The 15317-nt window shown below is 35.8% G+C and carries 16 protein-coding genes; 9 read left to right on the top strand and 7 right to left on the bottom strand.

Annotation, left to right across the window (positions count from 1 at the left end; genetic code table 11):
* The first annotated feature begins 40 nt into the window (after window positions 1-40).
* Window positions 41-1066 (top strand): glycosyltransferase family 9 protein, encoded by a 1026-nt coding sequence (locus tag AWW83_RS07875; protein WP_159421148.1) that lies wholly within the window; start codon window positions 41-43, stop codon window positions 1064-1066.
* Here the strand turns inward: AWW83_RS07875 and rpiB are convergent.
* From rpiB to glgA, 7 genes are all read right to left on the bottom strand, one after another.
* Window positions 1063-1503: a ribose 5-phosphate isomerase B gene (gene rpiB, locus AWW83_RS07870; RefSeq protein WP_092350664.1), complete on the bottom strand. Its 441-nt coding sequence runs from the start codon at window positions 1501-1503 to the stop codon at window positions 1063-1065. The two genes, AWW83_RS07875 and rpiB, sit on opposite strands and share 4 nt — an antisense overlap.
* A gap of 72 nt (window positions 1504-1575) precedes the next feature.
* Window positions 1576-1956, bottom strand: a complete 381-nt coding sequence (locus AWW83_RS07865; protein WP_143713935.1) for a hypothetical protein — start codon at window positions 1954-1956, stop codon at window positions 1576-1578.
* Complete coding sequence (locus AWW83_RS07860; RefSeq protein ID WP_092350624.1) at window positions 1886-2851, bottom strand: tetratricopeptide repeat protein; 966 nt, start codon at window positions 2849-2851, stop codon at window positions 1886-1888. Before AWW83_RS07860 ends, AWW83_RS07865 begins: the two co-directional genes overlap by 71 nt.
* 2 nt (window positions 2852-2853) lie before the next feature.
* The gene (locus tag AWW83_RS07855; RefSeq protein ID WP_092350623.1) at window positions 2854-4074 is read right to left on the bottom strand and encodes a BamG family beta-barrel-assembly machinery protein; all 1221 of its coding nucleotides are present in this window, start codon (window positions 4072-4074) and stop codon (window positions 2854-2856) included.
* A gap of 5 nt (window positions 4075-4079) precedes the next feature.
* Window positions 4080-5195 carry a hypothetical protein gene (locus AWW83_RS07850; RefSeq protein WP_143713934.1) on the bottom strand — a complete coding sequence of 372 codons (1116 nt, stop codon included), beginning with the start codon at window positions 5193-5195 and terminating at the stop codon, window positions 4080-4082.
* On the bottom strand, window positions 5192-5785 hold the full coding sequence (gene gmhB / locus AWW83_RS07845) for a D-glycero-beta-D-manno-heptose 1,7-bisphosphate 7-phosphatase (RefSeq protein ID WP_092350619.1): 594 nt from the start codon (window positions 5783-5785) through the stop codon (window positions 5192-5194). The genes AWW83_RS07850 and gmhB overlap by 4 nt, the downstream gene beginning before the upstream one ends.
* Window positions 5782-7290 carry a glycogen synthase GlgA gene (glgA, locus tag AWW83_RS07840; RefSeq protein WP_092350618.1) on the bottom strand — a complete coding sequence of 503 codons (1509 nt, stop codon included), beginning with the start codon at window positions 7288-7290 and terminating at the stop codon, window positions 5782-5784. Before glgA ends, gmhB begins: the two co-directional genes overlap by 4 nt.
* A 174-nt stretch (window positions 7291-7464) precedes the next feature.
* On the opposite strand from glgA, the gene AWW83_RS07835 reads away from it, so the two are divergent.
* The 8 genes from AWW83_RS07835 to AWW83_RS07800 form a co-directional block, all read left to right on the top strand.
* Entirely contained in the window at window positions 7465-9009 is a 1545-nt protein-coding gene (locus AWW83_RS07835) for a CHASE2 domain-containing protein (protein ID WP_092350616.1), read from the top strand.
* Window positions 8997-9821 (top strand): sigma-54 interaction domain-containing protein, encoded by an 825-nt coding sequence (locus AWW83_RS07830; protein ID WP_092350614.1) that lies wholly within the window; start codon window positions 8997-8999, stop codon window positions 9819-9821. Before AWW83_RS07835 ends, AWW83_RS07830 begins: the two co-directional genes overlap by 13 nt.
* On the top strand, window positions 9763-10086 hold the full coding sequence (locus AWW83_RS07825; RefSeq protein ID WP_092350612.1) for a hypothetical protein: 324 nt from the start codon (window positions 9763-9765) through the stop codon (window positions 10084-10086). Before AWW83_RS07830 ends, AWW83_RS07825 begins: the two co-directional genes overlap by 59 nt.
* A 164-nt stretch (window positions 10087-10250) precedes the next feature.
* Complete coding sequence (locus tag AWW83_RS07820) at window positions 10251-11033, top strand: hypothetical protein (RefSeq protein WP_143713933.1); 783 nt, start codon at window positions 10251-10253, stop codon at window positions 11031-11033.
* A gap of 103 nt (window positions 11034-11136) precedes the next feature.
* Entirely contained in the window at window positions 11137-12030 is an 894-nt protein-coding gene (locus AWW83_RS07815) for a hypothetical protein (RefSeq protein WP_092350608.1), read from the top strand.
* Between the two features lie 47 nt (window positions 12031-12077).
* The gene (locus AWW83_RS07810) at window positions 12078-14015 is read left to right on the top strand and encodes a transglutaminase domain-containing protein (RefSeq protein ID WP_092350606.1); all 1938 of its coding nucleotides are present in this window, start codon (window positions 12078-12080) and stop codon (window positions 14013-14015) included.
* Window positions 14016-14030: 15 nt separating this feature from the next.
* Complete coding sequence (locus tag AWW83_RS07805) at window positions 14031-14741, top strand: hypothetical protein (RefSeq protein WP_092350604.1); 711 nt, start codon at window positions 14031-14033, stop codon at window positions 14739-14741.
* Window positions 14742-14749: 8 nt separating this feature from the next.
* Window positions 14750-15317, top strand: a 568-nt coding sequence (locus tag AWW83_RS07800; protein WP_143713932.1) for a DUF2279 domain-containing protein, incomplete at its 3' end; no start/stop codon positions are given.

Here is a 15317-nt window from a genome sequence, read left to right as displayed (position 1 = left end):
CGGATTCTTAACTTTTCAAAAAACAAATGCACTCAAAAGATTGCTGAATTTACGAAACGAAAAAATTGAAAAAGTTCTCGTCGTCAAACTTCGTGCGATCGGCGATGTTCTTCTTTCAACTCCTGTCATAAAAAATTTACGCCATAATTTTCCAAATGCAAAAATTGACTTCCTAACCGAGCCACCGTCAAAAGAAATCATTGAAGGAAATCCTTTCGTTGATGAACTCATAATTTTTGAAAGAGAGAACAATAATCCGAAAAAATTTTTAAACCTGCGAAAACGAAAATATAATCTTGTGATTGATCTATTCTGCAACCCGAGATCTGCTTTGATTACTTTTATAACGGGAGCAAAATTTCGCGTCGGCTACGCTTTTCGTGGAAGAAGTTATGCCTACAACATCAAATTAAAACCGCGCTTGGAAGTTCATCACAATGTTGAATTTAACCTTGATGCTTTGAGAGCAATCGGACTTGAGATTGTGGATAAAAAAATCTACATTCCGCTTTCCGATGAATCTGAGAAATTTGCTGAAAAATTCTGGCGTGAAAACAATTTAAATGAAAAGATCGTCGTCGCTTTAAACCCGAGCGGAACATGGGAGACGAAAAGATGGGGGCTTGATAAATTTGCTCAACTTGGCGATAAAATTTCAGAAAAGTTCAATGCAAAAATTTTAATTTTGTGGGGAAACAAAAACGAACTTGAAGATGCAAAAAAAATTTCCTCAATGATGAAAACAAAACCAATTTTGCCACCGAAAACAAATTTAAAGCAACTTGCTTCAATTTTGAAACGCTGTTCTTTTATGATAAGCAATGATTCAGGTCCAATGCACATAGCAACAGCAGTTGAGACACCAACGCTTGGAATTTACGGTCCAACGAACCCATATGCACAAGGTCCGTATGGCGAAAAACATCTCTGGATAAGAAAGGAAGACCTTGAATGTATTGCTTGCAACTTAACAGAATGTCCAATAGGGAATAAATGTATGCGTGAGTTAAGTGTTGATGCGGTTTTTGATGCTTTCGTTAAACTTGTTGAGAAAAATAAAAATTAAAGTCCCGTCAATTTATGTATTTTTTCAACCCTTCTTTCGTGCCTTCCACCTTCAAATTCAGTTTCAAGAAAAACCTTAACAATTTCCTTTGCAAGTTCAAATGAGATTAAACGAGCTCCAAATGTTAAAACATTCGCATTGTTATGTTGTCTTGAAAGCTTTGCTTCTTCAACAGAGCAACAATTTGCTGCTCTTACACCTTTGACTTTGTTTGCAACTATTGACACGCCGATTCCAGTTCCACAGATAAAAATTCCTCTTTCACATTCACCTTCTCCAACTGCTTTTGCAGCTGGATAAGCAAAGTCGGGATAATCGCTTGAGTCAGGGGAAAAACAGCCAAAATCAACAACTTCATGCCCCAGCTCTTTGAGCAATTCTTTCAATCTTTCTTTATATTCAAATCCAGCATGATCACTTGCAACCGCAATTTTCATAAAAATTGACACATAAATTTTTAAATAAATTTCCCCCTCTCCATTCAAAGAGAGGGGGTTAGGGGATAAAAGTTAAATTTTATACGGCACAGTTATGCTCTCACCGATCCAGTCATAACAACCGCCAGTTATCGGGATTTTCCCTTCCTTTATCTTTCGCTTATTGAAGAAATAATCTTCCTGCGTCGGGACAAGGGTTTCAAGATTTTTGATTCTTTGATTCGCTTCATTCGCAACGCTTGGGTCAATCTTCTTCGCAAGCTCGTAATATTCAACCGCAAGCTGATACACAAGTTTATCCGTGAAATCAAGCTTCGTCCAGTCACCACCTTTTGTTGTTCGGACACATTTTGCAACAGCTGCTTCATAAATTTGAGCTATCTCAATATAAGGTCTTCCCCCAGTTCTTATCTTTTGCCATCGCTCTTCTTGCCCAAGTTCTTGCCTGCTCAAAATTATCAAGCTCACGATAGCAAACCGCTATGTTAAGTATTATCTCCTTCGCATCTGGATTTATCTTCAAAGAACGACTATACGCATCAATGGCTTTCTTATATTCACCTGTTCTTTGATAGCAGTATCCCAAACGATTCCAGTATACATCGTTATCAGGGAATTTCTTTGTAAGTTTTTCAAGATATGGAATTGCGTTCTTGTAATCTTCAGCACGAATGTAAAGATTTGCGATTGTCCAGATAAGTTCTGTATTTTCTGGGTCTGTTTCAAGCCGTTTTTTGTTAAGCTCAATTAACTCGGTTACATCCTTAACAAGAGCTCTCAACCTGTCATTTGCAGTGACATTCTGTGGGTCTTTATCCAAAACCCTGCGATAAAGTTCAATTGCTTTGTCTTTATATTCTGGATGTTGCTCCATATTCTTTATATACAAAACCCCAAGTCGGTCTATGTAGTAAAACTCCGTATGCTCAAAATCAAGTTCAATACCTTTCTCATACGCAGCGATTGCTTCCGTATCTCTGCCCGTGTAATAATTTTCAAGGACATATCCCTTGCGAAGATAATACTCCGACGCATTTTCAGGATGATACTTTATCGCATTGTCATAAATTATCAAAAGCGTGTCCGCATAAGCTGTCTTTTTATCTTGAGGAGCTTCTTCGTAATACTTCAAATAAATTTTTTCCATCGCTTTATAAAGCGTCTTAAATCTTGTCGGCTGCATCTTCATTACAAGCCATCCATACGGAACTGCACTGTTGTAATCTCCAGTTCTGAAATACTCATAAAACAAAGACCAGTTTTTCAAAACTTCAATTGAATCCTGCTGTGTCCCCTGCGAAAAAACTAAACCTGAAATAAAAAATAAAGCCAAAATTACTTTTTTCATTTTTAATCCTCAAGCTTTTGTTTTACAAACCAAATTTCTCCTGTGTTGACACCAAGTGAAATTCTCAAAATTCTGTCTCTCACAATTTCAACATCACCTCTCAAACCATATTCAATTGCTAAATTTAACCTCGTATCAAAACTTACAGGAAAACCAAATCCAACAGCAAAGAACAATTCATTTATCTGTTTGTTTTCTACTTTAAAATATGTTTTGTTGTAAAAAATTCCAAACCTGTAAGATGTTTTCTGGAAAAATCCAGCAACTATTTCTCTTGAAGGCAAAATTTCAACCCCAGCACCCACTCTTACTGCATCCGTTATCTCACTCGGATGTTCCCCATTTATCTTGAACTTGCTCCAATTTTGATAATAAACATCGCCTGAAAATTGAATTCTATCCGTTACAAAATAACTCAAACCAAATCCAGCCCTATATGGAAGATATGCGTCAAAATTGTTCATCTCTGAAACAAGCGACTGCGTCAAAATTGGTTGTGTGTATTCAATTGTTGAAACTCCTTTTAACTTAACAGGCGATGAGAAAACGAAACCAAGCGTCAAAGAATTTTTCCTTACACCGAGACCATAAGCAATCCCGATCGTAAAACCAAATCCGCCGTAGTTTCTCTCTCTTTTTACGCTTGATATAAAAAATTCCGAAGCTCCAAAATCTGTGCTCCACGAATTAGTTATCGTCCCGAAATAATACTCACCTCTTATTCCAACGCTCAATTTGTTAAATGGTCTGAAAGAAAATCCAAAAACAAAATTTGAAATTCCGCCATTGCCCTTGTATGACTGCGAAAAATACCTATTTTCAACGACAGAATCTTTCTTAACATCGTAATTAACTCTGCTAAATGGGATTAAACCAGTTGCAAATGTCAAACCATATTTTTTCCACATCGGCATTGCAAACATAACGCCGTCAAAATTTCCGCTCGTCAAAAAAGTATTTTTAAATTTATCCTGCGTTGATGTCCCCTCGTAAAGATAACCTCCTGAAATTCTGACTCTTGCAAGTTCGCTCCATAAAGCCGGATTGTATCTATTGATGTATATCGGATCAAACAAGGCAATTCCAATTCCACCAAGTCCGGCTGTTTTATCAACATTTGAAAATTTTATCACCCCAAGCCCAAACCTTGAATAAATTGAACCACTGGAATAAGAAAAAGCAAAACAAAAAATCAAAAGTGTTAATACTTTTAACGCTCTCATTTCTTTTAAATTCCCGGTTTTGTTGTGTAGTAAATTTTCAATTTCGGTCGCCTGTCTTTGAAGTAAAACACATAACGGTCAAAATTATCCTGCTCATTATAACATCTCAAAAGAATCCCTTTATTCCCTTCACCATTTACCCAGCGTTGAACTGGCGTTGTAACTGGGATTATATATTCAAGCGTGTCAAGCGGATTTCTCAAACCGAGATAATTTCCTTCCAAACCACCCAAAGATTTTTTCAAAAGTTCTGAATCTGTTATGAAACTTCCAATCAATGAATCAACCCCTGCCGTCCCATATTTTACTTTCTCTTTCAAATAAAGTGAAATCTCCGCACGATTTACAATTATATTTTTTGGAACTTTTGAGACATCAAATTTCAAAATGCTTCTCAACCCAACACCAGATTGAAGAACGATATAATTTGTATCAACTTCACCTGTTGCTTTTGCGATGTATCCATCGCTTCCATAGAAAAATCTAACTGTGTCAATGCGTCCATCATTTTTTTGAACTTCAACTTCAAGCGCAGGTGTATAAAGCATTTCATCAAGCGAATTAAAAGCCCAGATTACGCCGTAGTTTTGCGGTTTAAGATAAAGCCCGTAATTTTTCCCCAAAAGCCACTCTCTCACAACTGATGTATCAATCTGAAAATAATTAACAGAATCAGGAACATTGTTAAATTCACCAATAACCCTTGAATCATAAAGCGTATCGTAATAATTTGACAAAACTTTATGCGCTGTAAAATGAGCAGGGATTGTGCTATCGCCGATGAAAGACCCAGATTTAAACAACCTCACCCTTGCCCAGTTCAACTTAACATCTCTCAATGTATCAGGAATGTCAAAACGAATTAAAACAGCACAAGATATATTTTCGTAATTCCCGATGAACAAAATGTTTGATGATGAATTTGAGATGAAGTTTTGAATGTTTTCAGCATAAACTTCAACAGAGTCCTCATAAACTTTGACATTGAAAATTTCATTTTCAGGCAGAAGTCCGAAACCAACATCGTTTGGCTCTTTACTGCAACCGTTTAAAAAAATTAACAGCAATGTAAAAGTTAAAACAAAGAAAAATTTCAAATTTAATCCAATTGATTTTCTCATTTTTCTTTTCTCTCCATTAAACATTTTTTTACGATTTCAATTGCTTCCTTCAAATTTTCTGCGACAAAATCTGGCTCAAAATTTTCATCCTTGCACTTTTTATATTCATCTCTTCCATAACCTGTTAAAACAAGTATCGTCGTTGCTCCTGCGGTTTTCCCCGCTTGAACATCAACGCAACGGTCTCCTATGACAAATGATTTTTTCAAATCAATGTTTTGTTCTCTTGAAGCACGCTGTAACATCCCATCTTTCGGCTTTCTGCATTCACATTCAACTTTATATTCGCCATTACCTTCAACTGGATGATGCGGGCAATAGTAGTAAGCGTCAATCTTTGCACCTTTTTGAGCAAGAAGTTCATCAAGTCGTTTATGAACCTTGTGAAGGTCATCTTCGGTAAAATAACCCCGTGCAATACCGCTTTGATTTGTGAAGACGATGACTTTCAAACCAAGTTCATTTGCTTCCTTTATCGCTTCAGCAGAACCGTCTATCAAAATCAATTGCTCTGGCTTTGACAGGAAATTTACATCTTCATTTATTGTCCCGTCTCTATCAAGAAATATAGCAACGGAACTTCCGCTCATTTGACTTTTGCAGTTCGTGTCTTTTTTTGTGGAGTAAGCAACTTTTCGTAAAGTTCAACATATTTTTTAGCGGATGCATTCCACGAAAAATCCTTCATCATTCCATTTTTCATCAACTTAATCCACGCTTTCTTATTCTTATACACGCTCAACGCTTTCTTAAGCGCTTTCAACAAATCCGTTCCTGAATACTTTTCAAATAAGAAACCCGTTCCTCTTCCCGTTTTCGGATTAAATTCCTCAACCGTATCAGCAAGCCCGCCCGTTTTTCTCACAACTGGAACTGTCCCATATCTCAAACTATACATTTGATTTAATCCACACGGTTCATATCTTGACGGCATGAGAAATATATCAGCACCTGCTTCAATCAAATGCGCAAGTTCCTCACTGAATCCAATATGAACACCGACTTTCTTCGGATATTTTTTCTTGACCCTTTCAAGCATCTCTTCATATCTTGGCTCGCCTGTGCCGAGAACAATGTATTGAATGTCAAGTTTCATCATCTCATCAATTATCTCCGCAATTAAATCAAATCCTTTTTGTTCCGCAAGCCGTGAAATTTGAGCCACAACAGGAATGTTCTCATCGTATGTCAGACCAAAGTATTTCAAAAGTGCCTTCTTATTCTCATACTTGCTTTCAATCGTCTGAATGTTATACGGAACAGGGATAAATTTATCATTTTCTGGACTCCATACGGAGTAATCAACTCCGTTTAAAATTCCATAAACATCTTTTTTTCTTTTCTTCAAAGTTGCCGAAAGACCCGCACCATATTCATCGCTTGTCATAATCTCTTTTGCATATGTCGGGCTAACTGTTGTTATCACATCCGCATATAAAATTCCTGCTTTTAAAAAGTTGAAATTTCCATTGTGAGAAATTTGCGAAAAAATTTCATCTGGCAATCCAGATTTTAAAAATGATTCTTTCGGAAATACCCCCTGATACCCAATGTTATGTATTGTCAAAACGGTTTTAATCCCGCTTAAAAATGGGTCATCTTTGTAAATAGTTTTAAGATAAACTGGAACTAAAGCAGTTTGCCAATCATTGCAATGAATTATGTCGGGACGCCAGCCGAGTTTTTTCAATGTCTCAATCACCCCTTTACAGAAAAAGATAAATCTTTCGTCGTTGTCTGGATAATCAGTTTTCGTTTTTGAATCAACATAAAGTCCATCCCGATTGTAATAAAAATCATTTTCAAGGAAATAAATTTGAACTTTTATTTTTTGCCCAACGATAAATGATGCTTTTGCACTCCCCTTTTGAAGTTTATCTCCAACGGGTATATCCATCTCACGCAGGCGAATTATCTCGTGAATTCCAAACTTACGCTCGCTTATGAAACCATATTTTGGCATCATAACTCTTATCTCATGTCCGAGTTCTTTTATCGCCTGTGGAAGTGCGAAAGATACATCCGCAAGCCCGCCTGTTTTGGCAAATGGAACAACCTCGCTGGAGAGGAAAAGGATATTAAGGGATTGAGCCATTAAATAAACTCCTCGTTGAATTTTTTAATTTTTCAACACAAAAGTTTTTATTTTGCTTTAAATTTAACGAAAAAAATGTTAATAAACAAAGACGCCCTACGATGGAAGCGAATTGAAAAACATAAATACATTCCTTAAATTATTCACAAGATTTAACAATTTTTCCCTTTGAAAATGAAACGAACAAGACAAATAATCATTACCGCACTTCTAATTTCGTTGGTTGTATCTGTGCTTGAAATCTCAAAATTCACACCAGCAGAAAAACTTAATTCGCTTTTTTATCAGATAAAATTCAAAATCCGTGGTCAAAGCGAAGTTGATTCGTCAATCGTTTTCATTTACATTGACGACCCTGCCATATTCTCTCTTGGTGGTTACCCATTGAAACGAACTTATTACGCACTTTTAATTGACATACTCACGCAGTTAAATGTCAAAGCAATCGCTTTTGATATACTTTTAACCGAGAAAAATCTTGAATATCCAGAAAGAGATCGTCTTCTTGTTGAGATCACGAAAAAATCTGGAAGAGTTTATTTCGGTGGGGCTTTTGCAAAAATTGAAAAAGAGATGATAAACACATCTTCAAATTTGCCCGATAGATTTTTAATTACATCCGCAACGAACGAAACGAAAATTTTAAACGGCTCTGATTTTTCTGCACCCTTTGATGAACTTCTTGACGCATGTGCTGGAATAGGACATTTAAATTATATCTCAAAGGATTTCCCATATCAAATTCCGCTTATCATTTCAACAGGAAAAAATAAATTTGTCCCTTCGCTTTCGCTTGAACTTGCAAGGGTCTATTACAATGTCAAACGAAATGAGATAAAATTTTCAAACGATGAAATTTTTCTTGGCAATAAGAAAATACCTGCGAAAGATGGAAAATTGCTGATAAACTATAGCGGTGGCACAGGTTCAATGAAAATGTATTCTTTTGTTGATTTCGTCAAATCTTATGATGCTTTTAAAAATGGCGAAAAAACAGAAATTAACTTGCAAAGTTTCAAAGATAAAATCGTCTTCGTTGGAATTTACAGCGAAATTCTCGGTCAAGTGGTTGAAACACCATTTGAGGAAAAGTTCCCTTCAACTGGAATCCATATAATGGCACTTAACACGATAATTCAAAACAAATTTTTAACAGAAACAAGCCCAATTTTCAACTTTCTTCTATCGCTTGTCTTAACATTTTTACTGCTTTACATAATTTCAAATCAGAGATTTTCAACTCCATTAAAAATTTTCGCAATTCCACTCATCTTTTTTATCTTTCTTTTCGTTTTGACAATTGTTTTATTTATCGTTGGATTTTCAATTTCAGTGTATCCGTTTCTGTCCGTGCTAATTTCATCATTTCTCGGAATTGTTTATGTTTTTGAACTTGAACGCAGAAAGGCAATTCAGATTGAAAAAGAAAGACAGCAAATTGAAGAGATAATAAAGGAAAAAGAAAACAAAATCGCAGAACTACAAAGCGAAATTGAAAAATTGAAAGCGGTTGATGATGCGACGAAAGTGATTTCAAATCTTGAAAAAATTTACGATGAAATGAAAGAGTTAAGCGAAAGGATTGACGATTTATCCGAATTTTCAACCGAAGATGAAAAATATGAAAATTTTGAAGGCATTATTTATGCGAAGGGCAGTAAAATGGAAGGAATTGTTTCACTCATAAAAAAGTCGCATCTTCGGATGTGCCTGTTTTGATAACAGGTGAAAACGGCGTTGGTAAAGAACTTGTCGCAATGGCAATTCATAAATTAAGCGAAAGAAGAAACAAAAAATTTATCCCGATAAATTGTTCGGCAATTCCTGAAACACTTCTTGAAAGTGAATTATTCGGCTATGAAAAAGGTGCATTCACGGGTGCAACACAAAGAAAGAAAGGAATTTTTGAAGTAGCAGACGGCGGAACAATTTTCCTTGATGAAATAGCAGATACAAGCGAATCATTCCAGACAAAAATTTTAAGAATTTTACAATCGGGTGAATTCAACAGGATCGGTGGAACAGAAATTTTAAAAGTTGATGTGAGAGTAATCGCAGCGACGAATCGTGATATTGATAAAGCGGTGAATGAAGGAAAGTTCAGAGAAGACCTTTATTATAGATTGAATGTCGTTCGCATACATATTCCGCCTTTGAGGGAAAGAAAGGAAGATATATCCGCTCTTGTCCAGCATTTTTTGGAAAAGTTTAACGCAAGCAATATGAAAGTGTCGCAAGCAGTTATGACAGCATTTTTAAATTACGAATGGCCTGGAAACATCAGACAACTTGAAAGTGCGATAAAAAGAGCGATAATTTTTGCGAAATCCGATGGAAGAAATTTAATCCAGTTAAAAGACCTGCCAGACGAAATTACAACATCAATTCGTGGGAAAATTGACATTGAGGAGCAGATTTTAAATTTGCTTCGTGAAAAAAACTTTTCACATAGTTCAATCTCTGAAACCGCAGATGAACTTTGGATTACATCGGGGAACGGTTGCAGAGTATTTGCGTGGAATTTGTTTTAGAAGTTTATATGAATGCAACTTTGACATTGATAGAGCAGTTTTGAAAATTGCAGGAAGCGATGAAGAATCCGCAGAAAAAGTTAGGAAAAAGATGAATGATTACATCCAAAACCTGATTGAAAATCTCAAACGCCATCAAATTAACGACTTAAAATCATTCATCAAATCAAAATACAAAAATCTTCCAGCAAGGTATCACTTTTATCTTGAAGAATTCGCACGAAAATTTCAAAACGGGGAAATAAAGTCGAAATGTGGTGAATAAATAAATGATGGTAAAAATCAAAACCCAGCAAATTAGGGGAAAATTCCAGCATTTTGAACTTAAATTTTGCATTGTAAAACAATCATTTTTGGAGTTTTAAAAAGTGGCACGAATGTTGAATTAAATTATTGGTGAAACATCAAAAACAAAAATTGGAAAAAGCAATGCTTAAAAAAGTAATTTTGCTCGGCTTGGTTTCAATTGCAATTTTAATCAACGGTTGCACAAAGGGAACAGAACCATCGGAAAATCTCGTCCCGGTTGAACTCGCTTTAAAAGGTGAAACAGCTGGAGGAATCACATTTGCCAAGACATTCGCAATTGATTCAATCAAAATTGATTATGCTATAATTGTCCTGCGTTGGATTCAGTTCAAGCAAAACATTGACACTGTTAAAGAAGATTCTCTTTGGGATGACCACGATATGAATATGTATCAGCGAAAGTTAAAAATGATGGATGATGATCCTGTGATAAGATTTAAAGGACCATTTCTCGTGACATTGCGAAATAACGAGCCGACACCGATTGCAGTTGATAGCTTGCCACCGGGGAATTATAATGGGATAAAGTTCAAGGTTCACGCTCTCGTCCCGTATGATTTACAGAGAAATCCAGCTATACCAGATTCATTCCTTGGCAAAAGCATTTATGTCAAAGGAAAAATTTATCAAGATGGAGCGTGGAAAGATTTTGTATTCTCAACGGGAAGAGTTAACACAGAATTTAAGATCAAAGGTGATTTCACGATTACAGAATCGGACAGAAACATTCCTTATGTTTTGGTTTTTGATTTGACATCATGGTTTATTGATCCGCAAACTGGAAGATTGCTTGATCCGTCGGTCCCAGGAGATCAGGGCAAGATAATATCAAACATTGTTCTTTCTTTGAAGGGTAAATCACGCGGTGGCAAAGATAGAAATCGCGATGGAAGACCAGATTGAACGTTGAAGGCGCAGTCACCCCAAAGCCCGGGGTTTCCCCGGGCTTTTGCTCTTTTAAAACACAAAACTTAATTTTAACCAAGAGAAAAAATCAAATTGAGAAATGAGAAAGTTTCTCCACATAATTCTGGCTTTGATTGTAATTTTCAACGGTTGCGGTAAAAACTCTCTCATCATAACTCCTACAGATGAAGAAAAACAGCAAACAGAAGTTGTCTATCTTGATGAAACTGAATCAATAATTGATTTTTTAACGCCAGTTCAAACCGGGATTTTAAATTCGGAGATGATGAACTCGCCCGGTCTTGTCGTGTTAAGTTATTCTCAATTTATAGATGAATTCGGAAATCGCTTTGACACGACTTTAGCTTACGCTGTGTTTCGTGATCTGAATTCACCACCTATCAACATGGGGCGATGGCAGGAAAGAAAGGGAATTGACATTGGGGATGTTTATCTTGAAAACATAAAATTTGAAAAAGATTTCAGAAAAATGAGAAATCCAATGGGACACCACGGACGAGCGGATACAAGCTATGGATTTGAATACAGAATCAAAATAAAAAATTTTGACTTCAAACATTCATCAAAACACAAATTTAAAATCGTGGATAAATCAGGAATTGAAAGAAACTTTGAACTTGACACCCCGAATAAAAACGAGATTGACGGCTCACCTGAATACGATGGGAAGAGCTTAAAAATTAAATTCAAAACGAAAACAGACTCATTGAGCATACTCATAAACGCACCTTTTGAAATCAATGGCGAGACAATTTTTAAACCGGTGATGATTTTAAAAATAAAAAATCAATTTGGCTCAAAAATTAACATTGATGCAAACACACTGAACCTGATTCCGCCCGAATACAGGAAAAGTTATCTCGTTTTAAGCATAGTTCAAAGTAGAAAAAGTTTCATAAGCATACCAAATTATCCATTTAAAGTTTCTGGACTTGTAACATCAACACTTTATTTTAAGATGGATTTGCGATGAAACTGCGCCTTTTGGTGTTTTTAACAGCGTTCAATCTGGTCAAAATTTTGGCACAGAACTTAACATCGCCACAGGCGACTGCAATGTCCGGGTTCTCTGTTTTCACAAATTCTGCGCTTTCATTCGTGCTTAACCCGGCTGGATTGACAAAAATCTACGATTGGAACATAGGTCTTACAGGTTATTATCAATCAAATGCGGGAACAAAAATGTTGTCTTTCGGAATAGCAAAACGAATCTCTGAAAATCAAAGCGTCGCATTTATGTATTCTCCGGGTTCAAAAATTGAACTCCTCTTTCCGTCAAACATTACGATAAAAAGTGGTGATTTGATCTTGAATGTGGAATTTGACAAAAAGATTGATTTTTCATCAAATTATGGGCTCGGGTGGGCTTTGAGATTAAACGATAAACTAAAAATTGGAATTTCATCAAATTACATAAATCAAACATTTTCGGAAACAAGATACAATATCCAACCAACTGATTCGCTTCCTCACATATCAATTGGAACGCTGGAATATAAATCTGCAATTTTGAGGACAAAACTTGCGTTGCTCTACGAGATAGACAAAAAATTAACTCTTGGAGTTTCATTTGAAAATTTTGATATGAAACTAAACGATGAAATCCCGAACGAGTTTAAAGAATACAAACTTAAAAACGAGCCAAAGGTTAAACTTTCAAGCGGACTTAAAACTGAAAATTTTAAACTTGGTTTTGAAATCTCAAGTCAGACGGAATTACTTACTGGTTTTGAATTTGTTCCAGTTGAAAATTTATTTTTAAGGTCTGGCTTTTACACAAACCTAAAAAATTTCAGCACATTTTCAATCGGCGCTGGATTTAAAACGGGAATGTTTCAATTTGACATCGCCTATTTTAAAAACCTATCAAAAATCTGGAACGACAACAAATTAACACAAGACGAATTCGCACAAAACCCTATAAAAGATGTTGAGTTTAATCCGTTCATAAAAGATAGATTGAGTTTGTCTGTGTCAATTGATGGAGCGGGATGGTATGAGAAAAGTTTGAGGATAAAAGAAGTGGAAATTGAAGATGAAATCTTCCCGCATTTGATTGGACAATTTGAAAAAAGAAAAATTGGCTACATTGAGGTTGAAAACATCTCACGAAAAAAAATAAATGCAAAGGTTGATTTTGAACTTTCCTCTTACATTGACATTGAAGCAGAGCCGGATGAGTTTTCAATCAAGCCCGGTGAGACGAAAAGAATTGCGATTTTAGTTTCGCCCGGTGCGGGAAAATTTGAAAACCCCGAGCGTTCAAAAGTTGATATTAAGTTAAAAATCATAGCGACAAAACAAATTCCAGATGAAGTTAAGAAATTTAAAATTTCATTGCGTGGGAAAAACGATTGGAATGGCAAGGTTGAAGACCTGATATTTTTTGTCAAATTTGATTCACCCGAGATAACATCATTCGCAAGAAAAGTTATATGGGAGAAAAAAGATACAATTGAAAAGGTTGAGCCAATTTTGAAAAAATTCTATCAAGCGAAATTTTTGTTTGATGAACTTTCAAAGCAGATAATTTATGTAAGCGATCCGAGTTTGAGCATTGACAAAGTTCAATATCCAGATGAGACATTGAAACTTCACACTGGGGATTGCGATGATCTTGTGGTTTTGTATGCTTCGCTTCTTGGTTCGGTTGGAATTGATGTTGCCTTCGTTGATGTAAAAGCGATGAGAAAAAGCGATGAATCGCATGTTTATATTCTCTTTGATTCGGGAATTGAGCCAAAATTTGCGAATTTGATCACGGAAAACGAGAAAAAATATGTTGTCTTAAAAAATAAACACGGTCTTGAAACAGTTTGGATTCCGATTGAGACGACGCTTGTTCGTGATGGATTTGAAAAGGCGTGGGAAATAGGAGCAGATGAATTTTTCAATGACTTTGAGGTCAATCTCGGTTATGCGAAGGGGAAAGCGAGGATAATTTTAATTCAAAAATAAAATTGAGGTTTCAAAATGAGATGGAAAATTTTAATTGCTTTGTTATCTTTCGCACTTCTTATATCAAACGCACAGGGACAAATTTACAAAGTGAAAAAATTAAAAGGAGATGCACAAGTAAGGCACGGAGCAAAAGAAAACTGGCAAAAACTTACATCTGGGGACACACTTCGCCCAGATGATACAGTGATACTTTGGAAAGATGCTTACATTGAGATAGAAACGGGAAACAGCATTTTTAAATCAAATGGTGGTATAATTCTTAACATTTCAGATTTGAGACGATTGTCAAAGGAAGAACTTTTGCTTCAACTTGCTTTTGAAGAGATGAGAAACATTCCTGATGTTAAGAGCGAAAGACAAAGCGCAAAATCAACTGGAATTTACGGAAGCGAAATAAGTAAAAAAGAGCCAAAAATCAAAGAAGCACAAAACTTGACACATTTTTGGGTCGGCGGTGTGAAAGCACTTTTTGAAAATGGATTTTACGAAACAGCATCAATTAGGGCGAAAAATTTAATGTTTAAGTTCAGTGAATTAAAAGATGACCTTGATCTAAAAATTCTCGTTGCGACATCTCTTGAAAAAATTGGGCTTTACGGCGAAGCAATCGCAGAATATAGAAAAATAATTTCGGGTTCAAATGATGAAAATTTAAATTCAAAACTTGAGCGAAAAATTTCGGAGTTAAAATCAAAAATTGCATCAAACGGAGATAAACATTGAAAAATTAAATGAAAGACCGAAAACAAAAGATACAACATCAAACGCTTGTCTTAATTTTATTCTTAAATTTCTCATTTGCACAAAATAGAGACACGAGCGAAGTTAACACATTTCGTCTTGGGCTCGTCCTTGGGGCTGGTGCTGGAATTTTAACGCTCGCACATCTTCAACAATATAGTTCATGGTGGAAGGGTGAATTAACAAAGTTTCATTTCAAAGATGACTTCAATCAAGTTTTGCAAGCGGACAAATTCGGGCATGCGTATTTTTCTTATCTTATCTCCGATTTATTTGGAAGAGCGCTCCAATGGGCGGGGGTTGAGAAAAACTCGGCTTTAATTTGGGGTGGAATTGGAAGTTTGCTTTTTCAAACTTATGTTGAAATTGAAGATGGCTTCAGACCAAATCTTGGTTTCAGCACAAGCGATGAAATAGCAAATTTCATCGGCGCATCTTTCCCGTATGTCAGGGAGAAAATTAAAGGGCTACAAGTTTTAAATTACAAAATGAGCATCTTCCCATCAGAAAAATTTAAATCGGGCGCACATAGGTTTATCGTTGATGATTATGAGAGTT

The organism is Candidatus Chryseopegocella kryptomonas (assembly GCF_001536065.1).
Taxonomy (GTDB): Bacteria; Bacteroidota; Ignavibacteria; order Kryptoniales; family Kryptoniaceae; genus Kryptonium; species Kryptonium kryptomonas.
Note: the sequence above shows the minus strand (reverse complement) of the source record. Positions and strands in the feature narration are given on the sequence as shown.

Excerpts from the sequence above, each read along its gene's own strand:
- rpiB (WP_092350664.1), bottom strand. The coding sequence starts at position 1,503 with ATGAAAATTGCGGTTGCAAGTGATCATGCTGGATTTGAATATAAAGAA.
- AWW83_RS07860 (WP_092350624.1), bottom strand. The coding sequence starts at position 2,851 with ATGAAAAAAGTAATTTTGGCTTTATTTTTTATTTCAGGTTTAGTTTTT.
- AWW83_RS07855 (WP_092350623.1), bottom strand. The coding sequence starts at position 4,074 with ATGAGAGCGTTAAAAGTATTAACACTTTTGATTTTTTGTTTTGCTTTT.
- AWW83_RS07850 (WP_143713934.1), bottom strand. The coding sequence starts at position 5,195 with ATGAGAAAATCAATTGGATTAAATTTGAAATTTTTCTTTGTTTTAACT.
- gmhB (WP_092350619.1), bottom strand. The coding sequence starts at position 5,785 with ATGAGCGGAAGTTCCGTTGCTATATTTCTTGATAGAGACGGGACAATA.
- glgA (WP_092350618.1), bottom strand. The coding sequence starts at position 7,290 with ATGGCTCAATCCCTTAATATCCTTTTCCTCTCCAGCGAGGTTGTTCCA.
- AWW83_RS07835 (WP_092350616.1), top strand. The coding sequence starts at position 7,465 with ATGAAACGAACAAGACAAATAATCATTACCGCACTTCTAATTTCGTTG.
- AWW83_RS07825 (WP_092350612.1), top strand. The coding sequence starts at position 9,763 with ATGAACTTTGGATTACATCGGGGAACGGTTGCAGAGTATTTGCGTGGA.
- AWW83_RS07820 (WP_143713933.1), top strand. The coding sequence starts at position 10,251 with ATGCTTAAAAAAGTAATTTTGCTCGGCTTGGTTTCAATTGCAATTTTA.
- AWW83_RS07815 (WP_092350608.1), top strand. The coding sequence starts at position 11,137 with ATGAGAAAGTTTCTCCACATAATTCTGGCTTTGATTGTAATTTTCAAC.
- AWW83_RS07805 (WP_092350604.1), top strand. The coding sequence starts at position 14,031 with ATGAGATGGAAAATTTTAATTGCTTTGTTATCTTTCGCACTTCTTATA.